The organism is Streptococcus gwangjuensis, assembly GCF_028156745.1.
GTDB classification, from domain to species: Bacteria; Bacillota; Bacilli; order Lactobacillales; family Streptococcaceae; genus Streptococcus; species Streptococcus gwangjuense_A.
The window spans coordinates 100,053-124,930 of the sequence record NZ_JAODJG010000039.1 but is presented as its reverse complement, the minus strand read 5'-3'; the positions used below and the strand labels follow the sequence as shown (position 1 = coordinate 124,930).

The following is a 24,878-nucleotide window of genomic DNA, read 5'->3' as shown; positions in this document are numbered from 1 at the left end:
TCAAAACCTAAACTATATATGTTTTTTGTTGATAAATTCAAAGGGGGATTTGAATTCCACCCCCCTTGAACAAATTTTTTATTCACCAAATTTTTGTTTGATTGTTTCTTTGATCAATGTCACAGCATCGTTAGCAGCTGTTTTAGCATCTTTCTTACCACTTACAGAGTCAAAGAGCATGTTAGCAGCTGGTTCCCAAACTGCAGACATTTGAGAGATGTTTGGCATTGGTTGAGCGTTCTTGAACTGTTTGATAACAGCTGTTGTCAACTCATCGTTTTTACCTTCAGCGTATGAACGAGCTTCAGTGTTAGCTGGGATTTCGTTAGTTGCATCGTAGAAGGCTTTTTGCTGTTCAGTTGAAACAAGGAAGTCTACAAATTTTTGTGCTCCTTCAAGGTTCTTAGTGCTTGATGGGATGATCCAAGCTTTACCACCACCGAATGCTGCGTAGTCTTTTCCGTTTGGAAGAGTTGGGATAGTTGCAACACCGTAGTTTACTTTAGCATCTTTGAATGCTTGAGCTTTCCAAGGTCCATCGATGATAGCAGCTGTTTTACCTTCTTGGAATTGAGTTTGGATTAAGTTTCCAGCAGCTGTACCATCTTGCATACCTTTAGGCCATTTTTCATACCAAGATTTAGCGTAGTTGATACCTGCGATAGCACCTTCGTTTGCAAGACCGATGTCTTTAGGATTTTTACCGTTATCGCCAAATACATAAGCTCCGTTACCAGCAAGAAGTCCGTATGCATAGTAGAAGTTTGTCCAGTCAGCTAGAAAAGCAGAAGTTTTTCCATCTTCTCCAGCGAATGCGTATTTGCTATCTTTAGCAAGTTCTTCTAATTCAGCAAAAGTTTTTGGAGCGTCTTTTACCAAGTCTTTGTTGTAGTACATAACAAGTGATTCGATAACCGCAGGAGCACCGTAAACTTTACCGTCAGCAGCTGTTACAAGAGATTTAGTTTTATCATCTGTTTTAGCGCCATCGCTCAATTTCACTTCTGAAAGTTGTCCGTCAGTACCAAGGCTACCTACACGGTCGTATGGAGCCATCATAACGTCAGCAGCTTGACCTGATTGGTTGTCAAGAGAAAGTTTGTCAAGACCACCAAGTTGGTCACCAGATTTGATGTTAACTTTTGTTCCTGATTCTTTTTCATAAGCCTTAGCAACTGTTTCAGCAAAAGCTTTGTATTGGTCTTCAACGTAAAGAGTGATTTCTTTACCTTCAGATGAACCAGCATCAGCAGCTTTTTCAGCAGGTTTGCTTCCGCAAGCTACCAAAAGCAAGCTAGCGAGTGTAGCAGTTCCAAGCACAGCAGCGCTCTTCATGAATTTAGATGACATAGTGTATTCCTCCTAAAGAATAACAAATTTTATAATGAGGAAACGCAAACGTTTTCCTTTATGGGACTAGTATAGCACAATTGGAAAGCGGTTGCAAGTGTTTTTTGTAAAAATTTTTAAAAAAATTGTAGAAAAAAGAAAACGCTTTATCGTCATATAATAGTAGAAAATCTAAAAATCGCTTTTGTTTTATTTTTTTAAAAAAGTTGAGAAAACGATTGCCTAATTTACAAATGGAAAGCAGGGAGGATTCTCACTTTATTTTTGCTTAATGAGATAAGTGAAACCCTTATTCCTATTTTGTTTGTTTCCTGAAAGGATATATATACGAGTAAGAAGAAAAAAATTAAAAAAATAATCAAAAAAGTTATTTATAACCGCTTGCATTTATCAAGAAAATGAGCTATACTAGTAATAGCGCAAACGTTTGCGTTCATAAAAATGTAATATCTAACTATAAACACATGAGGTGCTTATTATGAAAAAACGTCAAAGTGGTGTGTTGATGCACATTTCTTCTCTTCCAGGAGCATACGGAATCGGATCATTTGGTAAAAGTGCTTACGACTTCGTTGATTTCTTGGTTCGCACAAAACAACGTTACTGGCAAATTCTTCCACTAGGAACAACTAGTTACGGAGATTCTCCTTACCAATCTTTCTCAGCCTTCGCAGGGAACACTCATTTCATCGATTTGGATATCTTGGTGGAACAAGGCTTGTTGCAAGTAAGTGACCTTGAAGGGGTTGACTTTGGTAGTGATGCGTCTGAAGTTGATTATGCAAAAATCTACTATGCACGTCGTCCTCTTTTAGAAAAAGCTGTGAAACGCTTCTTAGAAGTAGGAGATGTTAAAGATTTTGAGAAATTTGCTCAAGACAACCAATCATGGCTTGAACTCTTTGCAGAGTATATGGCTATTAAAGAGCATTTTGACAATCTTGCTTGGACTGAATGGCCAGATGCAGATGCTCGTGCTCGTAAAGCTTCAGCCCTTGAAAGCTACCGTGAGCAATTGGCAGACAAGTTGGTTTACCACCGTGTGACTCAATACTTCTTCTTCCAACAATGGTTGAAATTGAAAGCTTATGCTAACGACAACCACATCGAAATCGTTGGGGACATGCCAATCTATGTAGCGGAAGATTCAAGCGATATGTGGGCAAATCCACATCTCTTCAAGACAGATGTCAACGGTAAGGCTACTTGCATCGCAGGATGCCCACCAGATGAATTTTCTGCAACTGGTCAGCTTTGGGGTAACCCAATCTATGACTGGGAAGCAATGGACAAAGACGGCTACAAATGGTGGATTGAACGCTTGCGTGAAAGCTTTAAAATCTATGACATCGTTCGTATCGACCACTTCCGTGGTTTCGAATCTTACTGGGAAATCCCTGCTGGTTCTGATACAGCAGCACCTGGTGAGTGGGTCAAAGGTCCTGGCTACAAGCTCTTTGCAGCTGTTAAGGAAGAACTTGGCGAGCTAAACATCATCGCAGAAGACCTTGGTTTCATGACAGACGAAGTGATCGAATTGCGTGAACGTACTGGCTTCCCAGGAATGAAGATTCTTCAATTTGCCTTCAACCCAGAAGACGAAAGCATCGATAGCCCACACTTGGCACCTGCTAACTCAGTAATGTACACAGGAACACACGATAACAATACGGTTCTTGGTTGGTACCGTAACGAGATCGATGATGCAACTCGTGAATACATGGCGCGCTACACTAACCGTAAAGAATACGAAACAGTGCCACATGCTATGCTTCGTACAGTCTTTTCATCAGTTAGCTTCATGGCAATTGCAACTATGCAAGATTTGCTAGAATTGGATGAGGCAGCTCGTATGAACTTCCCATCTACCCTTGGTGGAAACTGGTCTTGGCGTATGACTGAAGATCAATTGACACCAGCTGTCGAGGAAGGCTTGCTTGACTTGACAACAATCTATCGCCGAATCAATGAAAATTTGGTAGAATTAAAGAAATAATACAATATCAGGAGACACCTTAAACATGTTATCACTACAAGAATTTGTACAGAATCGTTACAATAAAACCATTGCAGAATGTAGCAATGAAGAGCTTTACCTGGCTCTTCTTAACTATAGCAAGCTTGCAAGTAGCAAAAAACCAGTTAACACTGGTAAGAAAAAAGTTTACTATATCTCAGCTGAGTTCTTGATTGGTAAACTCTTGTCAAACAACTTGATCAACCTTGGTCTTTACGATGATGTTAAAAAAGAACTTGCAGCTGCAGGTAAAGACTTGATCGAAGTAGAAGAAGTTGAATTGGAACCATCTCTTGGTAATGGTGGTTTGGGACGTTTGGCTGCCTGCTTTATCGACTCAATTGCTACTCTTGGTTTAAACGGTGACGGTGTTGGTCTTAACTACCACTTTGGTCTATTCCAACAAGTTCTTAAAAACAACCAACAAGAAACAATTCCAAATGCATGGTTGACAGAGCAAAACTGGTTGGTTCGCTCAAGCCGTAGCTACCAAGTACCATTTGCTCACTTCACATTGACATCAACTCTTTACGATATCGATGTACCTGGTTACAAGACAGAAACTAAGAACCGCTTGCGTTTGTTTGACTTGGATTCAGTTGATTCTTCAATCATTAAAGACGGTATCAACTTTGATAAAACAGATATCGCTCGAAACTTGACTCTTTTCCTTTACCCAGATGATAGTGACCGTCAAGGTGAATTGCTCCGTATCTTCCAACAATACTTCATGGTTTCAAATGGTGCGCAATTGATCATTGACGAAGCAATCGAAAAAGGAAGCAACTTGCATGACCTTGCTGACTACGCAGTTGTACAAATCAACGATACTCATCCATCAATGGTTATCCCTGAATTGATCCGTCTTTTGACTGCTCGTGGTATCGATCTTGATGAAGCAATCTCAATCGTTCGTAGTATGACTGCCTACACTAACCACACAATCCTTGCTGAAGCCCTTGAAAAATGGCCTCTTGAATTCTTGCAAGAAGTGGTTCCTCACTTGGTACCAATCATCGAAGAATTGGACCGTCGCGTGAAAGCAGAATACAAAGATCCAGCTGTTCAAATCATCGACGAGAGTGGACGTGTTCACATGGCTCACATGGATATCCACTACGGATACAGCGTTAACGGGGTAGCAGCACTCCACACTGAAATCTTGAAGAACTCTGAGTTGAAAGCCTTCTACGACCTTTACCCAGAAAAATTCAACAACAAAACAAACGGTATTACATTCCGTCGTTGGCTCATGCATGCCAACCCAAGACTATCTCACTACTTGGATGAGATTATTGGAGAAGGTTGGCACCATGAAGCAGATGAGCTTGAAAAACTCTTGTCTTATGAAGATAAAGCAGCTGTCAAAGAAAAATTGGAAAGCATCAAGGCTCACAACAAACGTAAATTGGCACGTCACTTGAAAGAACATCAAGGTGTGGAAATCAATACAAACTCTATCTTTGATATCCAAATCAAACGTCTTCACGAGTACAAACGCCAACAAATGAACGCTTTGTACGTAATCCACAAATACCTTGACATCAAAGCTGGTAACATCCCTGCTCGCCCAATCACAATCTTCTTTGGTGGTAAAGCAGCGCCAGCCTACACAATCGCTCAAGACATCATCCACTTGATCCTTTGCATGTCAGAAGTTATTGCTAACGATCCAGCAGTAGCTCCACACTTGCAAGTTGTAATGGTTGAAAACTACAACGTTACTGCAGCAAGCTTCCTTATCCCAGCGTGTGATATCTCAGAACAAATCTCACTTGCTTCTAAAGAAGCTTCAGGTACTGGTAACATGAAATTCATGTTGAACGGAGCTTTGACTCTTGGTACTATGGACGGTGCTAACGTGGAAATCGCTGAATTGGTTGGAGACGAAAATATCTACATCTTTGGTGAAGATTCAGAAACTGTTATCGACCTTTACGATAAAGCAGCATACAAATCAAGCGAATTCTACGCTCGTGAAGCTATCAAACCATTGGTTGACTTCATCGTTAGCGATGCAGTTCTTGCAGCTGGAAACAAAGAACGCTTGGAACGTCTTTACAATGAATTAATCAACAAAGACTGGTTCATGACTCTTCTTGACTTGGAAGACTACATCAAGGTTAAAGAACAAATGTTGGCTGACTACGAAGACCGTGACGCATGGTTGGATAAAGTCATTGTTAACATTTCTAAAGCAGGATTCTTCTCATCTGACCGTACAATCGCTCAGTACAACGAAGATATCTGGCACTTGAACTAAGTTACAAGATTTATACTAATACACTTTCCTATAAAGCGAATTTCAATCGAAATTCGCTTTTTTGAATGCTGTGGATTTGGGTCAATTTTGTCTAAAAATAGAGAAATTCTAGATGCAGTGAAGGCCTAGAAATGCTGGTTTTTACTGTCTTTCAGCTTCGAAATCTACTTAAAAATCACCTCAAATTCCTTGCATCCGCTTACACAAAGTATTATAATATGATTATAGGAAAGAAGGTGTTCTTATGTGGAAAAAATATTTTTTAAAATATAAATGGACAGATTTATTTTGGATTCTATTTGTTATTTTAACATGCCTCTTGATGGGTAATGATACTCTTTTTCCGCTTACTCATCAAGAAATCTCTTATCATGGGTGCTTATTTGGAATTACACTTGCCTTATTTCACTTGCTATTTATTGATAAGTTTTTTATTTCGAATCGAAAATAAAGATTAGAACTTAGAATTGGTAAATTTCCTAAATTTTTCGGATAGATAGTTTAAAAATTGCAATTTAAAACCGCATATCTTCTTGAAATGCGGTTTCTTTTTATGTGCCAATTACAGTACTTTCCCAACCAGAATCTCAGCTTCAATGGTAATCTCTGTCAGTTGACTCCAGTCAATCTTGCTCTGGTCGATGTGAAAGAGTAGGGGCGTCATGCTGAGTAGGGCTTGGAGCTGATCTGCTGTGATAGTTTTAGTCAGAGAGGCAGTTTGACTAGATAGGATGGTAAAGTGTTCCTGGAAATGCTCCTTGATATCTTGATTAGAATAATCCTTGTTTGTCAGCTGGTCTTGTACCTTCTGACGAATTTCTGTGAGGTGATTTTCCGTTGGGATAACCTTTATCAAGATGCCGTCTTTGGATAAAACGCGACGAAATTCTCCATAGTTGGCAGGTGAGAAGATATCAAGCAGGATATCCATGCTAGCGTCTTTTATAGGAAGACGAGCTAAGTCACCAACGAACCAATTGACTGCCCAGTTGGGTTCGCTCTTGGCAGCGATTTGGACGGAATCTTTGGAAATATCAAAGGCATAGAAGGTTTTGTCAGGATGACTTTCTTGGAGTTTGCGAGAATAGAAACCTTCGCCACAACCGATATCTAAGACTGTGGTGCTAGTTTCTGAACTGGCTAGCAAGTCAGATACAGCCTCTAAGATAGCCTGATAAAAGCCAGCTTCTAGGATTTGTTGGCGGTTTTGAAAGTTTTCCTTGTCGTAGTTAGCAGATTGCTTGATTTGAGGTGCCAGATTGACATAGCCAAATTTTGCCAGGTCAAAAGAATGACGGTTGCAGCACTTGAGACTAGTCTCTAGAAGAGTCAGATTTTCTTGACAGATCGAACAGGCAAAGGCAGTCGCAGAAGCAAAACGCTGAAGTTTGGGTTTGAGATTTGTATTCATAGTTTAAGTCTAGCAAAAAAAGGACTGGATGGCAAATGCCCCCAGTCTTCTTTTTAATATGTAAGAACGAAATATTTCTTCTTCCCGCGACGGATAACAGTCAGTTCGTTCTCTAACTTATCAGCGTCACTCAAGATATAGTCAAGGTCTTGGATGCGGTTACCGTTGACGTAGATAGCTCCGTTTTGGACGTCTTCACGGGCTTGGCGTTTTGAGTTAACCACACCAGATGCCACGAGGAGTTCCACGATATTGTGGTTTTCGTCTGCTTGTACTTGGTAGTTTGGTACTCCACGAAGTCCTTGTTTGAGTTCTTTGACAGAAAGGTTCTTGATGTTTCCTGCAAAGAGTTGCTCAGTGATGTTGAGGGCTTCTTTGTAAGCTTCTTCACCGTGAACAAGTGTTACGACTTCACGAGCCAAGACTTTTTGAGCCAAGCGTTCGTGTGGAGCTGCTTCAAACTGTTTGCGGATGTCTTCAATCTCATCAAGTGACAAGAAAGTAAAGATTTTCAAGAAGCGAACAGCGTCAGCGTCCATAACGTTCATCCAGAATTGGTACATTTCGTATGGAGAAGTCTTTTCAGGATTGAGCCAGACGGCGTTTCCTTCTGATTTACCAAATTTCTTACCAGTTGCATCTGTGATCAATGGAACAGTGATTACGTGGCCAGTCTTGTCAGCCTTACGACGAAGCAATTCAGTACCAGCTGTCATATTTCCCCACTGGTCAGAACCACCGATTTGAAGCGTTACGTTATGGTCTTGGTTAAGAACGAAGAAGTCGTAACCTTGCATGATTTGGTAGGCAAACTCAGTGTATGAAATTCCTGTTTCAATCCGTTTTTTAACAGACTCTTTGCTCATCATGTAGTTGACAGTGAAGTATTTTCCGATATCACGGAGGAAGTCAATGAAGCTGATGCTGCCAAACCAGTCGTAGTTGTTGACCATGACAGCCTTGTTTTCGCCATTTTCAAAGTTAAGAAAACGAGAAAGTTGTCCTTGGATAGACTTGACCCAGCCATCTACTGTGTCTTTTGTTTGGAGACTACGTTCAGCATCTTTGAAGGACGGATCTCCGATGAGACCTGTAGCACCGCCAACAAGCGCATAAGGTTTGTGACCTGCTAGCTGCAAGCGACGACTTGTCAAGATTGCGACAAGGTGGCCTAGGTGAAGGCTGTCAGCAGTTGGATCATAGCCAGTATAATAAGAAACTTGACCTTCTTCTAGGGCTTTACGCAAAGCTTCTTCATCAGTCGTTTGAAAAATCAAACCACGCTCTTTTAGCTCATCAAAAATGTGCATGTGTCTTTTCTCCTTTATAAAATATTGTTTCTACCTATTGTATCACAAACTTGAGCAATAGCCTAGTAGAATAGGGAAGAAAGTAGCTATTTTATTGAAAGTTTACCTTTTATGGTATAATAGATAGAGTGAGGAAATCCATGCAAAATCAATTAAATGAATTAAAACGAAAAATGCTGGAATTTTTCCAGCGAGTAAAATCAAAAATAAATCATAGAAAATCAGAGAAAGTCTCAGAAGTGAAAAAGTCGGATGGGACAGGTGGGAAAGTTCTGGCTATCCTAGGTAGCATTTTAGTTGCTATTAAGGGAATTTTGAATACTCTCTTTATTCTAGGCTTTATCGGTGGGCTTTTTGGTGCTGGTGTAGCTCTTGGTTATGGAGTTGCTTTGTTTGACAAGGCCAAGGTTCCCCAATCGGAGGACTTGGTTAAGCAGGTTAAAAATATTTCTTCCATCTCAGAAATTGTTTATGCAGATGGGAGTGTCATTGCTTCTATCGAGAGCGACCTACTGCGAACTTCTGTTTCATCTGAGGAAATATCGGACAATCTCAAAAAGGCTATCGTTGCTACTGAGGATGAACATTTTCTTGAACATAACGGGGTTGTGCCAAAAGCTGTGATTCGGGCGACTTTGGGAACTTTTGCAGGTTTGGGCTCATCTAGCGGGGGCTCGACCTTGACCCAACAGTTAATCAAGCAACAAGTGGTCGGAGATGCTCCGACTTTGGCTCGTAAGGCTACAGAAATTGTTGATGCCCTTGCCTTGGAACGTAGCATGAGTAAGGATGAAATCTTGACGACTTATCTCAATGTTGCTCCCTTTGGTCGAAATCATAAAGGGCAGAATATTGCAGGTGCCCAGCAAGCTGCTGAAGGGATTTTTGGTATCGATGCCAAAAAGTTGAGTATTCCCCAAGCTGCCTTCCTAGCAGGTTTGCCACAGAGTCCGATTACTTATTCTCCTTATGAAAATACTGGAGAGTTAAAGAGTGATGAAGACTTAGAACTTGGTTTGAAGCGGGCCAAGGATGTTCTCTACAACATGTACCGTACGGGTGCTCTGACTCAGGAAGAATACGATCAGTACAAGGATTATAATCTCAAACAAGACTTCTTGCCATCAGGAACTGTCAATGTTGTTTCGAGGGATTATCTCTACTTTACAGCTATGGCTGAAGCGACAGACCGTATGTATGATTATTTAGTTCGACAGGACAATGTTTCGAGCCAAGAGTTGAAAAATGAAGCGATTCGAAAGGCTTATCATGAGAGAGCTGAGCAGGAATTAAGTAACGGCGGCTACAAAATCACGACAACGATTAATAAAAAAATCCATGCGGCCATGCAAAATGCAGTTGCTAACTATGGTCATTTGGTAGATGATTCGACTGGGCAGCCTGAAGTAGGGAATGTTTTGATGGACAATCAAACGGGGGCTGTTCTAGGTTTTGTTGGTGGTCGTAATTACCAGACTAATCAAAACAATCACGCCTTTGACACCAAGCGTTCGCCAGCCTCTACAACCAAGCCTTTGCTGGCCTACGGAATTGCCATTGACCAAGGTTTGATGGGAAGTGCTAGCATATTGTCAAATTATCCTACAAATTTTGCCAATGGTAGTCCGATTGTGCATGGTAGTAGTAAAGGCACAGATATGGTCAATTTGGGTGATGCTTTAAACTATTCATGGAATATTCCAGCCTATTGGACCTATCGCATGCTTCGTGAAAAAGGTGTCGATGTTAAGAGCTATATGGAAAAAATGGGTTACGAGATTCCAGAGTACGGTATCGAAAGTCTGCCTATGGGCGGTGGTATTGAAGTTACAGTCGCCCAGCATACCAATGGTTATCAAACAATTGCCAATAACGGTGTTTACCATCAGAAACATGTGATTTCTAAGATTGAATCATCTGATGGGACAGTAATCTATGAATTCCAAGACAAACCAGTTCAAGTGTACTCGAAGGCAACAGCAACGATTATGCAGAGTTTGCTTCGTGAGGTGATTTCATCTCGGATCACTTCAAGTTTCCAAACGGATTTGGCTTCTATCAATTCAAGCTTAGCTCGTGCAGACTGGATTGGTAAGACTGGTACAACCAACGAGGATGAAAATATGTGGCTCATGCTTTCGACACCAAGCTTGACTCTAGGTGGTTGGCTAGGCCACGATGACAACCACCCAATGGCTAAGGGGGCTGGGCATTATCGAAATGCCAAATATATGGCCCACTTGGTCAATGCTATCCAACAGGCTGAGCCTGGTGTTTGGGGCAATGAACGCTTTAATCTTGATTCTAGTGTGACTCAATCTCAGGTCCTCAGATCAACAGGGCAGAAACCTGGCAAAGTATCCGTTAATGGAAGAACAGTGGATCTTTCAGGTTCTACTGTAACGAGCTATTGGGCTACCAAGACGGGAGCTCCTACGACAAGCTATCACTTTGCTATTGGAGGAAGTGAAGCAGATTACCAAAACGCTTGGTCAAGTATTATTGGTAGTTTCTCATCTACACCAAGCTCAAGTAATACTTCAAGCAGTACATCAAGTTCATCATCTACACAATCAGATAGCAGAAGATAGAACTATAAAATAGAAACCTCTCTTTTTCAAGTGTAAAATAAAAATCTTAAATAACGGTCTTGAATCTCGTTAAGTGAGAAGCAAGGCCGTTATTATGCTCTTAAAGACAAAAGCTATTATAAAAATTGTTAGTAAAATGTCTAATATATATTGCAACCTAGATAATATTGCAGAGATTATTCGTAATTTTAGTATAGAAATTTACTGAAAGTGCAATTGTTTTGGATGTCCTAGTGTTTCAATGATACAGAAGAATATTCTCCATCTATCAGTAATATCGTCTCTGTTTAATCGTTTTATGTTAATCGAAAGTTCTTCTGCAGTAGTGAAGTTTCTCTTTGTTAAGAATGAAAGCATACTAGCTTCTGCTTTTTATCTGCATTGCTTTACTGGTAAATAAAAAAGTTAAAAAAATCACAAAAAAACTTGAACAAACAAATGAAAAGGCTTACAATTGTATTGAAAATAGTACAAATAAAAAAACGGAGGATTGCTTTATGAGAGCCTATACTTATGTTAAACCAGGACTTGCTTCTTTTGTTGATGTAGATAAACCAGTTATTCGCAAGTCAACAGACGCTATTGTGCGTATCGTAAAAACCACTATTTGTGGAACAGACCTCCATATTATCAAAGGGGATGTTCCCGCTTGTCAAAGTGGTACCATTCTTGGTCACGAAGGGATTGGGATTGTTGAAGAAGTTGGAGAAGGAGTTTCGAACTTCAAAAAAGGCGACAAGGTCTTGATTTCTTGTGTCTGTGCCTGTGGTAAATGCTACTACTGTAAAAAAGGGATTTATGCCCACTGTGAAGACGAAGGAGGCTGGATTTTCGGTCACTTGATTGATGGTATGCAGGCTGAATATCTACGTGTCCCTCATGCAGATAACACTCTTTACCACACTCCAGAAGATTTGTCAGATGAAGCCTTGGTTATGCTATCAGACATTCTACCGACTGGATATGAAATTGGTGTCTTGAAAGGGAAAGTAGAACCTGGTTGCAGCGTAGCCATTATTGGTTCAGGTCCAGTTGGTTTAGCAGCTCTTTTGACAGCTCAATTCTATTCACCAGCCAAATTGATTATGGTGGACTTAGACGATAACCGTTTGGAAACTGCCCTATCATTTGGTGCGACTCATAAGGTTAATTCTTTAGACCCTGAAAAAGCCATTAAAGAAATTTATGATTTGACAGATGGTCGTGGTGTGGATGTTGCTATCGAAGCTGTTGGTATTCCTGCAACATTTGATTTCTGTCAAAAGATTATCGGTGTAGACGGAACAGTTGCCAACTGTGGTGTGCATGGTAAACCAGTTGAATTCGACTTGGATAAACTTTGGATTCGCAACATCAATGTAACAACTGGTTTGGTATCTACAAATACAACTCCACAATTGTTGAAAGCACTTGAAAGTCATAAGATTGAACCAGAAAAATTGGTAACTCACTATTTCAAACTTAGTGAAATTGAAAAAGCCTATGAAGTCTTCAGTAAGGCAGCAGACCACCATGCGATTAAGGTCATTATCGAAAATGATATTTCAGAAGCTTAGGAAACGAAAAATTTTTATCACATAAGCAAATAGAAATTCAGTCATCATCAGATGGCTGGATTTTTTATCTTGAAATTAAGAAATGAGCATATTTCTTTTCTTGTCTGGCGGAATTAGTTATAATATACGGTACAAAGGAATGTATGAAGATGTATCGTGTTATAGAAATGTATGGAGATTTTGAACCTTGGTGGTTCTTAGAAGGTTGGGAAGAAGATATTGTAGCTAGTAAGAAATTTGACCAGTATTATGATGCTCTCAAATACTATAAAACTTGCTGGTTTAGATTGGAACAAGAATCCCCTCTTTATAAAAGTAGAAGTGACTTGATGACCATTTTCTGGGATCCAGAAGACCAACGCTGGTGTGATGAATGTGACGAGTATTTACAACAATACCATTCTTTGGCTCTTTTGCAGGACGAGCAGGTTATTCCAGATGAAAAACTACGCCCAGGCTATGAAAAACAAACAGGTAAGGAAAGGCATCGTTCTTGCCGTATGAAATTAAATTAGAGAAAAAGTAACTTTTTGGAGTTGCTTTTTTTATTTTTCCAACTCTTTGCGAATAGTATAGGTGAGGAGGTAAGTATGGTTCAAGAAATTGCACAAGAAATCATTCGTTCGGCTCGGAAAAAAGGGGCGCAAGACATTTATTTTGTCCCCAAGTTAGACGCCTATGAGCTTCATATGAGGGTAGGAGACGAGCGCTGTAAAATCGATTCTTATGATTTTGAAAAGTTTGCGGCTGTCATCAGTCACTTTAAGTTTGTGGCGGGTATGAATGTTGGAGAAAAGCGACGTAGTCAACTTGGTTCCTGTGATTATGCCTATGACCAGAAGATGGCGTCCTTACGTCTATCTACTGTAGGTGATTATCGAGGACATGAGAGTTTAGTGATTCGCTTGTTGCATGATGAGGAGCAGGATTTGCATTTTTGGTTTCAGGATATTGATGAATTGGGCAAGCAGTACAGGCAACGTGGTCTCTATCTCTTTGCTGGTCCAGTCGGAAGTGGCAAAACAACCCTGATGCACGAATTAGCTAAGTCCCTTTTTAAGGGGAAACAAGTCATGTCCATCGAAGATCCTGTAGAAATCAAGCAGGACGACATGCTCCAGTTGCAGTTGAACGAAGCAATCGGACTAACCTATGAAAATCTCATCAAACTTTCCCTACGTCATCGTCCTGATCTCTTGATTATCGGAGAAATTCGGGATAGAGAGACGGCGCGTGCAGTGGTTAGAGCCAGTCTGACAGGGGCGACAGTCTTTTCAACTATTCACGCCAAGAGTATCAGAGGTGTTTATGAACGCCTGCTGGAGTTGGGTGTGAGTGAGGAGGAATTGGCAGTCGTTCTACAAGGAGTATGCTATCAAAGATTAATCGGGGGAGGAGGAATCGTTGACTTTGCAAACAAAGACTATCAAGCACACCAGCCAACTAGCTGGAATGAACAGATTGACCAACTTCTTAAAAATGGACATATCACAAGTCATCAGGCTGAAACAGAAAAAATTAGCTACAGCTAAGCAAAAAAATATCATTACCTTGTTTAACAATCTCTTTTCCAGCGGTTTTCATCTGGTGGAGACTATCTCCTTTTTAGATAGGAGTGCTTTGTTGGACAAGCAGTGTGTGACCCAGATGCGCACGGGCTTGTCTCAGGGGAAATCATTCTCAGAAATGATGGAAAGTTTGGGATTTTCAAGTGCCATTGTCACGCAGTTATCTCTAGCTGAGGTTCATGGAAATCTCCATCTGAGTTTGGGAAAGATAGAAGAATATCTAGACAATCTAGCCAAGGTCAAGAAAAAATTAATTGAAGTAGCGACCTATCCTTTGATTTTGCTGGGATTTCTTCTCTTAATTATGTTGGGACTACGTAACTACTTGCTACCACAACTGGATAGTAGCAATATTGCCACCCATATTATCGGCAATCTGCCACAAATCTTTCTAGGCATGGTAGGGTTTGTTTCCGTACTTGCCTTTTTAGCAGTAACTTTCTATAAAAGAAGTTCTAAGATGCGCGTCTTTTCTATCTTAGCACGCCTTCCCTTTCTTGGAATCTTTGTGCAGACCTATTTGACAGCCTATTATGCGCGTGAATGGGGGAATATGATTTCGCAGGGAATGGAGCTGACGCAGATTTTTCAGATGATGCAGGAACAAGGTTCCCAGCTCTTTAAAGAAATCGGTCAAGACTTAGCTCAAGCTCTCCAAAATGGTCGTGAGTTTTCTCAAACTATAGGAACCTATCCTTTCTTTAGGAGGGAATTGAGTCTCATCATCGAGTATGGGGAAGTCAAGTCCAAGCTGGGGAGTGAGTTGGAAATCTATGCGGAAAAGACTTGGGAAGCCTTTTTTACCCGAGTCAATCGCACCATGAATTTGGTGCAGCCAATGGTTTTTATCTTTGTGGCCCTGATTATCGTTTTACTTTATGCGGCAATGCTCATGCCCATGTATCAAAATATGGAGGTAAATTTTTAACATGAAAAAAATGATGACATTCTTGAAAAAAGCGAAAGTGAAGGCTTTTACGCTTGTGGAAATGTTGGTGGTCTTGCTGATTATCAGCGTACTTCTCTTGCTCTTTGTACCTAATCTGACCAAGCAAAAAGAAGTAGTCAATGACAAAGGAAAAGCTGCTGTTGTGAAGGTGGTAGAAAGCCAGGCAGAGCTTTATAGCTTGGATAAAAATGAAGATGCTAGCCTAAGCAAGTTACAAGCAGATGGGCGTATTACTCCTGAACAGGCTAAAGCATATAATGAATACTATACTAAAAACGGAGGAGCAAATCGTAAAGTCAATGATTAAGGCCTTTACCATGCTGGAAAGCCTCTTGGTTTTGGGACTTGTGAGTATCCTTGCCTTGGGCTTATCCGGTTCTGTCCAATCCACTTTTGCGGCGGTAGAGGAGCAGATTTTCTTTATGGAGTTTGAAGAACTCTATCGGGAAACCCAAAAACGCAGTGTAGCCAGCCAGCAAAAGACTAGTCTAAACTTGAATGGGCAGACGATTAGCAATGGTAGTCAAAAGTTGACAGTTCCTAAAGGAATTCAGGCACCATCGGGACAAAGTATTACATTTGACCGAGCTGGGGGCAATTCGTCCCTGGCTAAGGTTGAATTTCAGACTAGTAAAGGAGCGATTCGTTATCAATTATATCTAGGAAATGGAAAAATTAAACGCATTCAGGAAACAAAAAATTAGGGCAGTGATTTTACTGGAAGCAGTAGTTGCTCTAGCTATCTTTGCCAGCATTGCGACCCTCCTTTTGGGACAAGTTCAAAAAAATAGGCAAGAAGAAGCAAAAATCTTGCAAAAGGAAGAAGTCTTGCGGGTAACTAAGATGGCTCTGCAGACAGGTCAAAATCATGTAAACATCAACGGAGTTGAGATTCAGGTGTTTTCTAGTGAAAAAGGATTGGAGGTTTACCATGGTTCAGAACAGTTGTTGGCGATCAAAGAGCCATAAAGTCAAGGCTTTCACCTTGTTGGAATCCTTGATTGCCCTCATTGTCATCAGTGGAAGCTTACTCCTCTTTCAAGCCATGAGTCAGCTCCTCATTTCAGAAGTTCGCTATCAGCAGCAAAGTGAGCAAAAAGAGTGGCTCTTATTTGTGGACCAGTTGGAGGTAGAATTAGATCGTTCGCAGTTCGAAAAAGTGGAGGGCAATCGCCTCTATATGAAGCAGGATGGCAAGGATATCGCTATAGGTAAGTCAAAATCGGATGATTTTCGGAAAACCGATGCCAGTGGACGAGGCTATCAGCCTATGGTTTATGGGCTCAAATCCGCACAGATTACAGAGGAGAATCAAGTGGTGCGTTTTCGTTTCCAATTCCAAAAAGGCTTAGAAAGGGAGTTCATCTATCGTGTGGAAAAAGAAGAAAGTTAAGGCAGGTGTTCTCCTCTATGCAGTCACCATGGCAGCTATCTTTAGTCTTTTGTTACAATTTTACTTGAACCGACAGGTCGCCCACTATCAAGACTATGCTTTGAATAAAGAAAAGTTGGTTGCTTTTGCTATGGCCAAACGAACGAAAGATAAGGTTGAGCAAGAAAGTGGGGAACAGGCCTTTAATCTGGGTCAGGTGAGCTATCAAAATAAGAAAACAAGCTTGGTGACAAGGGTTCGTACGCCTAAGAGTCAATATGAGTTCATCTTTCCTTCAGTCAAAATAAAAGAAGAGAAAACGGATAAAAAGGAAAAGTTAGTGACTGATTCAAGTGAAAAAGCGGAGAAGAAAAAATCAGAAGAGAAGCTTGAAAAGAAAGAGAATTCCTAGTCAATTCAGCTACTTTGTGCTAAACTAAAAGCATGAAACACGATTTTAACCACAAAGCAGAAACTTTTGATTCGCCCAAAAACATCTTCCTCGCAAATTTGGTTTGTCAGGCGGTCGAGAAACAAATTGATCTTCTATCAGACAAAGAAATTCTGGATTTCGGTGGAGGAACGGGTCTATTAACCTTGCCTCTGGCCAAACAAGCCAAGTCTGTAACATTGGTGGATATTTCGGAGAAAATGCTGGAGCAAGCTCGTTTGAAAGCGGAACAGCAAGACATCAAGAATATCCAGTTTTTGGAGCAAGATTTACTGGAAAAACCCTTGGAGCAAGAGTTTGACCTCATTGTTGTTTGTCGAGTTCTTCACCATATGCCTGATTTGGATGCGGCTCTTTCACTGTTTCATCAACATTTGAAGGAAGACGGACAACTCCTACTTGCTGATTTTACCAAGACAGAGGCTAATCATCATGGATTTGATTTAGCTGAACTGGAAAAACAGCTAATTGAGCATGGCTTTTCATCTGTGCATAGTCAGATCCTCTATAGCGCTGAAGACCTGTTTCAAGGAAATTATTCAGAACTCTTTTTAACAGTAGCCCAAAAATCACTCGCCTAGTCAGGGAGTGATTTTTCTATAAGGATGGAAAAAAGAAGGGAAATTTGATAAGATAGGAATATGGATTTTGAAAAAATTGAACAAGCTTATACGTATTTACTAGAGAATGTCCAAGTTATCCAAAGTGATTTGGCAACCAACTTTTATGACGCCTTGGTGGAGCAAAACAGCATCTATTTGGATGGTGAGACTGAGTTAGAGCAGGTCAAGGAGAACAATCAGGCCCTTAAACGCTTAGCACTACGCAAAGAAGAATGGCTCAAGACCTATCAATTTCTCTTGATGAAGGCTGGGCAGACAGAACCCCTACAGGCCAATCACCAGTTTACACCAGATGCCATTGCTTTACTTTTGGTGTTTATTGTGGAAGAGCTGTTTAAAGAGGAGGAAATCACTATCCTCGAAATGGGTTCTGGCATGGGAATTCTGGGAGCTACTTTCTTGACCTCGCTTGATAAAAAGGTGGATTACTTGGGAATGGAAGTGGATGATTTGCTGATTGATCTGGCAGCTAGCATGGCAGATGTAATTGGTTTGCAGGCTGGCTTTGTCCAAGGAGATGCCGTTCGTCCACAAATGCTCAAAGAAAGCGATGTGGTCATCAGCGACTTGCCTGTCGGCTATTATCCTGATGATGCCGTTGCGTCGCGCCATCAAGTTGCTTCTAGCCAAGAACATACTTACGCCCATCACTTGCTCATGGAACAAGGTCTAAAGTATCTCAAGTCAGACGGATACGCTATTTTTCTCGCTCCGAGTGATTTGTTGACCAGTCCTCAAAGTAACTTGTTGAAAGGCTGGTTGAAAGAAGAGGCAAGTCTGGTTGCCATGATTAGTCTGCCTGAAAATCTCTTTGCTAGCGCCAAACAATCTAAGACTATTTTTATCCTACAGAAGAAAAGTGAAATAGCAGTAGAGCCTTTTGTTTATCTACTTGCTAGCCTGCAAGATGCAAGTGTTTTAATGAAATTTAAAGAAAATTTTCAAAAATGGACTCAAGGTACTGAAATATAAAATAGATTTTGTTATAATAGATGAAAACGCTTAAAAAGGGGTATCATATTATGACAAAAACAATTGCAATCAATGCGGGAAGTTCAAGTTTGAAATGGCAGTTATACTTAATGCCAGAAGAAAAAGTATTGGCGAAAGGTTTGATTGAACGTATCGGTTTGAAAGATTCAATTTCAACTGTAAAATTTGACGGCCGTTCTGAACAACAAATTTTGGATATCGAAAATCACACACAAGCTGTTAAAATCTTATTGGATGACTTGATTCGTTTCGATATTATCAAGGCTTATGATGAGATTACAGGTGTTGGTCACCGTGTTGTTGCAGGTGGAGAATATTTCAAAGAATCAACGGTTGTTGAGGGAGATGTTTTAGAAAAAGTTGAAGAGTTGAGTTTGTTGGCTCCTCTCCACAATCCAGCCAATGCAGCAGGTGTTCGTGCCTTCAAGGAATTGTTGCCAGACATTACCAGTGTAGTTGTTTTTGATACTTCATTCCACACAACTATGCCAGAGAAAGCTTATCGCTATCCTCTACCAACAAAATATTATACAGAAAACAAGGTTCGTAAATATGGTGCCCACGGTACAAGTCACCAGTTTGTAGCAGGAGAAGCTGCAAAACTCTTGGGCCGTCCATTAGAAGACTTGAAATTGATTACTTGCCACATCGGTAATGGTGCTTCTATTACAGCAGTTAAGGGCGGTCAATCTGTCGATACTTCAATGGGATTCACTCCACTTGGTGGTGTGATGATGGGAACTCGTACAGGGGATATTGACCCAGCTATCATTCCTTACTTAATGCAATATACAGAGGACTTTAACACGCCTGAAGACATTAGTCACGTTCTTAATCGTGAATCAGGACTGATGGGGGTTTCAGGTAAATCTAGTGATATGCGTGATGTGATTGCTGCTATGGAAGAAGGGGATCATGATGCCACTTTAGCCTATGAAATGTATGTTGATCGTATCCAAAAACATATCGGTCAATACCTTGCAGTCTTAAATGGAGCAGATGCTATTATCTTCACAGCAGGTATTGGTGAAAATGCTGCAAATGTGCGTGAAGATGTTATCTCAGGTATCTCTTGGTTTGGTTGTGATGTTGACCCAGAAAAGAACGTCTTTGGTGTGACAGGAGACATCTCAACAGAGGCAGCGAAGATCCGTGTATTGGTTATTCCAACAGATGAAGAGCTAGTTATTGCCCGTGACGTTGAACGCTTGAAAAAATAAGTAAAACTAGTAAAAATATTCCGTACAAGGAGTTGGGAAAGAGATTTTTCCAACTTCTTTTTATGGTGAAATTGTCCAAAACCTTGCTATGATTGGCTTTTTTGAAAAATATGGTATAATAGTAGTAATTTAATAGATGGAGTTGAGTTTTGAAGAAAAACTTTCGTGTAAAAAGAGAGAAAGATTTTAAGGCGATTTTCAAGGAGGGGACAAGTTTTGCCAATCGCAAGTTTGTTGTCTACCAACTAGAAAATCAGAAAAACCATTTTCGAGTTGGTCTATCAGTTAGCAAAAAACTGGGGAATGCCGTCACTAGAAATCAAATTAAGCGACGGATTCGGCATATTATCCAGAATGCAAAAGGGAGTCTGGTAGAAGATGTCGACTTTGTTGTCATTGCTCGAAAAGGAGTCGAAACCTTGGAATACGCAGAGATGGAGAAAAATCTACTCCACGTATTAAAATTATCAAAGATTTACCAGGAAGGAAATGGGAGTGAAAAAGAAACTACAGTTGACTAGTTTGCTAGGACTGTCTCTATTGATCATGACAGCCTGTGCGACTAATGGAACAACTAGTGATATTACAGCCGATTCGGCTGATTTTTGGAGTAAATTTGTTTACTTCTTTGCGGAAATTATTCGCTTTTTATCGTTTGATATCAGTATCGGAATGGGGATTATTCTCTTTACGGTCTTGATTCGTACAGTTCTCTTGCCAGTCTTTCAAGTGCAAATGGTGGCTTCTAGAAAAATGCAAGAAGCTCAGCCACGCATTAAGGCGCTTCGAGAACAATATCCGGGTCGAGATATGGAAAGCAGAACCAAGCTAGAGCAAGAAATGCGTAAAGTCTTTAAAGAAATGGGTGTCAGACAGTCAGATTCTCTTTGGCCGATTTTGATTCAGATGCCGGTTATCTTGGCCTTGTTCCAAGCTCTATCAAGAGTTGACTTTTTAAAGACAGGTCATTTCTTATGGATTAACCTTGGTGGTGTGGATACAACCCTTGTTCTTCCGATTTTAGCAGCTGTATTCACCTTTTTAAGTACTTGGCTGTCTAATAAAGCCTTGTCTGAGCGTAATGGCGCTACGACTGCGATGATGTATGGGATTCCAGTCTTGATTTTTATCTTTGCAGTTTATGCGCCAGGTGGAGTCGCCCTATACTGGACAGTGTCCAATGCTTATCAAGTCTTGCAAACCTATTTCTTGAACAATCCATTCAAGATCATCGCAGAGCGCGAGGCTGTAGCTCAGGCGCAGAAAGATTTGGAAAATAGAAAAAGAAAAGCCAAGAAAAAGGCTCAGAAAACGAAATAATAAGGAGGAATCTGGTAATGGTAGTATTTACAGGTTCAACTGTTGAGGAAGCAATCCAGAAAGGATTGAAAGAATTAGATATTCCAAGAATGAAAGCTCACATCAAAGTCATTTCTCGTGAAAAAAATGGATTTTTTGGTTTATTTGGTAAAAAACCAGCCCAGGTTGACATTGAAGCCATTAGTGAAACAACTGTCATTAAGGCAAATCAACAAGCTGTTAAGGGTGTTCCTAAAGAAATCAATGAACAAAATGAACCAGTTAAAACAGTCAGTGAAGCGACCGTTGATTTGGGGCATGTTGTAGAAGCAATTAAAAAGATTGAAGAAGAAGGCCAAGGGGTTTCTGATGAAGTCAAGGCTGAAATCTTGAAAAATGAAAAACATGCTAGCACCATCTTAGAAGAAACTGGGCACATTGAGATTTTAAATGAATTACAGCTTGAAGAAGCTGGCCTCGAAGAAGCAGAAACTTCTATTGTTGAGAGCCAAGCTGAACAAACTGAAAGTCAAGAATTAGAAGATTTGGGCTTAAAGGTGGAACCCAGCTTTGATATTGAACAAGTAGCTACGGAAGTAACGACTTATGTTCAGACGATTATTGATGATATGGATGTCGAAGCGACGATTTCAAATGACTATAACCGTCGTAGCATCAATCTACAAATTGATACCAATGAGCCAGGTCGCATTATCGGCTACCATGGTAAAGTCTTGAAGGCCTTGCAACTGTTGGCTCAAAATTATCTTTATAACCGTTATTCAAGAACCTTCTACATCACAATCAATGTCAATGATTATGTTGAACACCGTGCAGAAGTCTTGCAGACCTATGCGCAAAAATTGGCGACTCGTGTTTTAGAAGAAGGCCGCAGTCATCAAACGGATCCAATGTCAAATAGCGAACGTAAGATTATCCATCGTATTATTTCACGTATGGATGGCGTGACTAGTTACTCTGAAGGTGACGAGCCAAATCGCTATGTCGTTGTAGATACAGAATAAGTAAAATCAGGTTTATCCTGATTTTTTGCTAGTTAGAAGAGGTTAAACGGATGTTAAATGAGATAAGAAACTATCTAGACTTTGCAGGTTTGCAGTACCGTAATCCTGATAAAGCAGGAGAAGAGCGAGAGAAAATGCTGGAATTACGCCACAAAGGTCAAGAGGCACGAAAAGCTTTTACAGAACTGGCCAAAGCCTTTCAAGCAAGCCATCCAGAATGGCAACTCCAACAGACTAGCCAGTGGATGAATCAAGCGCAACGTCTGCGACCACATTTCTGGGTCTATCTACAGAGAGACGGACAAGTGACAGAACCTATGATGGCTTTACGTTTATATGGAAGTCCTTCAGATTTTGGAGTATCACTAGAAGTCAGTTTCATCGAGCGCAAGAAAGATGAGCAAACTCTAGGCAAGCAGGCTAAGGTCCTAGAAGTTCCAGCGGTAGAAGGAATCTATTATCTAGTCTACTATAATGGTCAAAGTCAAAGATGGGAGGCGAACGAAGAAAATCGTCAGATCTTAATTGAGAAGATAGGCAGCCAAGAAATCCGAAAAGTGTTAGTTAAAGCAGATGTTTCTATCATAGAAAATCAATCATTAGAAGTGATTTTAGAAAAATTAGAAGAAGCTTATGAACGCTTACTTCCATACTATCAGGCGACTAGAGGATAGCAAATAGAATACTGATTTACGTCGAATTGTTTAATTGCTATTCTATGTATTTTTTCATATAATAGTAAAATAGAATGTGGGGTTCAATCATCACCTCAAATAGAAAGGAAATTCTATGTCAAATCTATCTGTTAATGCAATTCGTTTCCTGGGTATTGACGCCATCAATAAAGCCAACTCAGGTCACCCAGGTGTGGTTATGGGAGCGGCTCCGATGGCTTACAGCCTCTTTACAAAACAACTTCGTATCAATCCAGCTCAACCAAACTGGATTAACCGTGACCGTTTTATTCTTTCAGCTGGTCATGGTTCAATGCTTCTATATGCCCTTCTTCACCTTTCTGGTTTTGAAGATGTCAGCATGGATGAGATCAAGAGCTTCCGCCAATGGGGTTCAAAAACACCAGGTCACCCAGAATTTGGCCATACAGCCGGAATTGATGCTACGACAGGTCCTCTAGGACAAGGGATTTCAACTGCCACTGGTTTTGCCCAAGCAGAACGTTTCTTGGCAGCCAAATATAATCGCGAAGGCTATAATATCTTTGACCACTATACTTATGTTATCTGTGGAGACGGAGATTTGATGGAAGGTGTCTCAAGCGAGGCAGCTTCATACGCAGGCTTGCAAAAACTAGACAAGTTGGTTGTTCTTTATGATTCAAATGACATCAACTTGGATGGTGAGACAAAGGATTCCTTTACAGAAAGTGTTCGTGACCGTTACAATGCCTACGGTTGGCATACTGCCTTGGTTGAAGATGGAACAGACTTGGAAGCTATCCATGCTGCTATCGAAACAGCTAAAGCTTCAGGCAAACCATCTTTGATTGAAGTGAAGACGGTTATTGGATACGGTTCTCCAAACAAACAAGGAACTAATGCCGTACATGGGGCTCCTCTTGGAGCAGATGAAACTGCAGCAACTCGTCAGGCCCTTGGTTGGGACTACGAACCATTTGAAATTCCAGAACAAGTTTATGCTGATTTCAAAGAACATGTTGCAGACCGTGGTGCATCAGCTTATCAAGCTTGGACAAAATTAGTTGCAGATTATAAAGAAGCTCACCCAGAACTAGCTGCAGAAGTAGAAGCCATCATCGACGGACGTGATCCAGTTGAAGTGACTCCAGCGGACTTCCCTGCTTTAGAAAATGGCTTCTCTCAAGCAACTCGTAATTCAAGCCAAGATGCTTTGAACGTTGTAGCTGCTAAGTTGCCAACCTTCTTGGGTGGATCAGCGGACCTTGCTCACTCAAACATGACTTATATCAAAACTGACGGACTTCAAGACGATGCCAATCGCTTGAACCGTAACATTCAGTTTGGTGTTCGTGAATTTGCAATGGGAACGATCTTGAACGGGATGGCTCTTCATGGTGGTCTTCGTGTATACGGTGGAACTTTCTTCGTCTTCTCAGACTATGTGAAGGCAGCTGTTCGCTTGTCAGCCTTGCAAGGACTTCCTGTGACTTATGTCTTTACCCATGATTCAATCGCAGTTGGGGAAGATGGCCCAACGCATGAACCAGTTGAGCACTTGGCAGGTCTTCGTGCTATGCCAAATCTCAATGTTTTTCGTCCAGCAGATGCGCGTGAAACGCAAGCAGCTTGGTACCTTGCAGTGACAAGTGAGAAAACACCAACTGCCCTTGTCTTGACACGTCAAAACTTGACTGTTGAAGAGGGAACAGACTTCGACAAGGTTGCTAAAGGTGCTTATGTTGTCTATGAAAATGCAGCCGACTTTGATACTATCTTGATTGCGACAGGTTCAGAAGTCAATCTAGCTGTCTCAGCTGCTAAAGAATTAGCTAGTCAAGGTGCAAAAGTCCGCGTAGTCAGCATGCCTTCTACAGATGTCTTTGATAAACAAGATGCAGCTTACAAAGAAGAAATCCTACCAAATGCAGTTCGCCGTCGTGTTGCAGTCGAAATGGGTGCAACTCAAAACTGGTACAAATACGTTGGTCTTGATGGTGCCGTTCTAGGTATTGATACCTTCGGAGCCTCTGCCCCAGCACCAAAAGTATTGGCAGAATATGGCTTTACTGTAGAAAATCTTGTAAAAGTTGTTCAAAATTTGAAATAATCCTAAAAATCAGGGCGCAAGCTCTGGTTTTTCTTATTAGAAAAGCAAGGTACAATCTTGTAAAAGTAGCTGAAATTTGATATAGTAGTCCTATGTAAAAGACAAAGGAGAAGA

The 24,878-nt window shown here is 40.7% G+C and carries 24 protein-coding genes; 21 read left to right on the top strand and 3 right to left on the bottom strand.

Translation table 11 applies throughout. From position 1 onward, the window contains the following. Positions 1-78 precede the first annotated feature (78 nt). On the bottom strand, positions 79-1,350 hold the full coding sequence (locus N5909_RS08760) for an extracellular solute-binding protein (RefSeq protein ID WP_033681071.1): 1,272 nt from the start codon (positions 1,348-1,350) through the stop codon (positions 79-81). Positions 1,351-1,828: 478 nt separating this feature from the next. Between N5909_RS08760 and malQ the strand changes: the two genes are divergently transcribed. The 3 genes from malQ (at position 1,829) to N5909_RS08745 (ending at position 6,081) form a co-directional block, all read left to right on the top strand. After that, on the top strand, positions 1,829-3,346 hold the full coding sequence (gene malQ, locus N5909_RS08755) for a 4-alpha-glucanotransferase (protein WP_271631144.1): 1,518 nt from the start codon (positions 1,829-1,831) through the stop codon (positions 3,344-3,346). A 25-nt stretch (positions 3,347-3,371) separates the two neighbouring features. Then, entirely contained in the window at positions 3,372-5,630 is a 2,259-nt protein-coding gene (glgP, locus tag N5909_RS08750; protein ID WP_271631143.1) for a glycogen/starch/alpha-glucan family phosphorylase, read from the top strand. Positions 5,631-5,874: 244 nt separating this feature from the next. Next, positions 5,875-6,081, top strand: coding sequence for a hypothetical protein (locus tag N5909_RS08745; protein ID WP_120719260.1), 207 nt, complete (start codon positions 5,875-5,877; stop codon positions 6,079-6,081). Positions 6,082-6,192: 111 nt separating this feature from the next. Here N5909_RS08745 and N5909_RS08740 read toward each other — a convergent pair whose 3' ends face one another. Together N5909_RS08740 and tyrS are read right to left on the bottom strand one after the other, a co-directional pair. Then, complete coding sequence (locus N5909_RS08740) at positions 6,193-7,041, bottom strand: methyltransferase domain-containing protein (RefSeq protein WP_120719261.1); 849 nt, start codon at positions 7,039-7,041, stop codon at positions 6,193-6,195. A 53-nt stretch (positions 7,042-7,094) separates the two neighbouring features. Then, positions 7,095-8,351: a tyrosine--tRNA ligase gene (gene tyrS, locus N5909_RS08735; protein WP_120719262.1), complete on the bottom strand. Its 1,257-nt coding sequence runs from the start codon at positions 8,349-8,351 to the stop codon at positions 7,095-7,097. Positions 8,352-8,491: 140 nt separating this feature from the next. Between tyrS and pbp1b the strand changes: the two genes are divergently transcribed. From pbp1b to tkt, 18 genes are all read left to right on the top strand, one after another. After that, positions 8,492-10,942, top strand: coding sequence for a penicillin-binding protein PBP1B (gene pbp1b, locus N5909_RS08730; protein WP_271631142.1), 2,451 nt, complete (start codon positions 8,492-8,494; stop codon positions 10,940-10,942). 497 nt (positions 10,943-11,439) lie between these two features. Continuing rightward, positions 11,440-12,498 carry a zinc-dependent alcohol dehydrogenase family protein gene (locus N5909_RS08725; protein ID WP_033681081.1) on the top strand — a complete coding sequence of 353 codons (1,059 nt, stop codon included), beginning with the start codon at positions 11,440-11,442 and terminating at the stop codon, positions 12,496-12,498. 149 nt (positions 12,499-12,647) lie between these two features. Further along, complete coding sequence (locus N5909_RS08720) at positions 12,648-13,013, top strand: DUF1033 family protein (protein WP_000286406.1); 366 nt, start codon at positions 12,648-12,650, stop codon at positions 13,011-13,013. 75 nt (positions 13,014-13,088) lie between these two features. Then, a complete protein-coding gene (gene comGA / locus N5909_RS08715; protein ID WP_271631141.1) occupies positions 13,089-14,030 on the top strand; it encodes a competence type IV pilus ATPase ComGA in 942 nt (313 codons plus the stop codon). After that, on the top strand, positions 13,978-14,994 hold the full coding sequence (gene comGB / locus N5909_RS08710) for a competence type IV pilus assembly protein ComGB (RefSeq protein ID WP_080709463.1): 1,017 nt from the start codon (positions 13,978-13,980) through the stop codon (positions 14,992-14,994). The genes comGA and comGB overlap by 53 nt, the downstream gene beginning before the upstream one ends. A gap of 1 nt (position 14,995) precedes the next feature. Next, the gene (comGC, locus tag N5909_RS08705; protein WP_033681087.1) at positions 14,996-15,322 is read left to right on the top strand and encodes a competence type IV pilus major pilin ComGC; all 327 of its coding nucleotides are present in this window, start codon (positions 14,996-14,998) and stop codon (positions 15,320-15,322) included. Further along, on the top strand, positions 15,315-15,719 hold the full coding sequence (comGD, locus tag N5909_RS08700; RefSeq protein WP_033681091.1) for a competence type IV pilus minor pilin ComGD: 405 nt from the start codon (positions 15,315-15,317) through the stop codon (positions 15,717-15,719). The genes comGC and comGD overlap by 8 nt, the downstream gene beginning before the upstream one ends. Beyond that, entirely contained in the window at positions 15,682-15,984 is a 303-nt protein-coding gene (comGE, locus tag N5909_RS08695; protein ID WP_265182511.1) for a competence type IV pilus minor pilin ComGE, read from the top strand. The genes comGD and comGE overlap by 38 nt, the downstream gene beginning before the upstream one ends. Beyond that, positions 15,947-16,408 (top strand): competence type IV pilus minor pilin ComGF, encoded by a 462-nt coding sequence (gene comGF / locus N5909_RS08690; RefSeq protein WP_033681095.1) that lies wholly within the window; start codon positions 15,947-15,949, stop codon positions 16,406-16,408. The genes comGE and comGF overlap by 38 nt, the downstream gene beginning before the upstream one ends. Then, positions 16,386-16,799 (top strand): competence type IV pilus minor pilin ComGG, encoded by a 414-nt coding sequence (gene comGG, locus N5909_RS08685; protein ID WP_033681096.1) that lies wholly within the window; start codon positions 16,386-16,388, stop codon positions 16,797-16,799. Before comGF ends, comGG begins: the two co-directional genes overlap by 23 nt. A 32-nt stretch (positions 16,800-16,831) precedes the next feature. Beyond that, the gene (locus N5909_RS08680) at positions 16,832-17,419 is read left to right on the top strand and encodes a class I SAM-dependent methyltransferase (protein WP_020902381.1); all 588 of its coding nucleotides are present in this window, start codon (positions 16,832-16,834) and stop codon (positions 17,417-17,419) included. 60 nt (positions 17,420-17,479) lie between these two features. Beyond that, the gene (locus tag N5909_RS08675) at positions 17,480-18,433 is read left to right on the top strand and encodes a class I SAM-dependent methyltransferase (protein ID WP_271631140.1); all 954 of its coding nucleotides are present in this window, start codon (positions 17,480-17,482) and stop codon (positions 18,431-18,433) included. 50 nt (positions 18,434-18,483) lie between these two features. After that, the gene (locus N5909_RS08670; protein ID WP_033681099.1) at positions 18,484-19,674 is read left to right on the top strand and encodes an acetate kinase; all 1,191 of its coding nucleotides are present in this window, start codon (positions 18,484-18,486) and stop codon (positions 19,672-19,674) included. A 149-nt stretch (positions 19,675-19,823) separates the two neighbouring features. Beyond that, positions 19,824-20,195, top strand: coding sequence for a ribonuclease P protein component (gene rnpA / locus N5909_RS08665; protein WP_000739243.1), 372 nt, complete (start codon positions 19,824-19,826; stop codon positions 20,193-20,195). Further along, positions 20,170-20,994: a membrane protein insertase YidC gene (locus tag N5909_RS08660; protein ID WP_200872480.1), complete on the top strand. Its 825-nt coding sequence runs from the start codon at positions 20,170-20,172 to the stop codon at positions 20,992-20,994. The genes rnpA and N5909_RS08660 overlap by 26 nt, the downstream gene beginning before the upstream one ends. A 17-nt stretch (positions 20,995-21,011) precedes the next feature. Then, positions 21,012-21,998, top strand: a complete 987-nt coding sequence (jag, locus tag N5909_RS08655; RefSeq protein WP_033681101.1) for an RNA-binding cell elongation regulator Jag/EloR — start codon at positions 21,012-21,014, stop codon at positions 21,996-21,998. A 50-nt stretch (positions 21,999-22,048) separates the two neighbouring features. Then, entirely contained in the window at positions 22,049-22,672 is a 624-nt protein-coding gene (locus tag N5909_RS08650) for a hypothetical protein (protein ID WP_033681102.1), read from the top strand. Between the two features lie 115 nt (positions 22,673-22,787). Further along, the gene (gene tkt, locus N5909_RS08645) at positions 22,788-24,764 is read left to right on the top strand and encodes a transketolase (RefSeq protein WP_033681103.1); all 1,977 of its coding nucleotides are present in this window, start codon (positions 22,788-22,790) and stop codon (positions 24,762-24,764) included. Positions 24,765-24,878 lie beyond the last annotated feature (114 nt).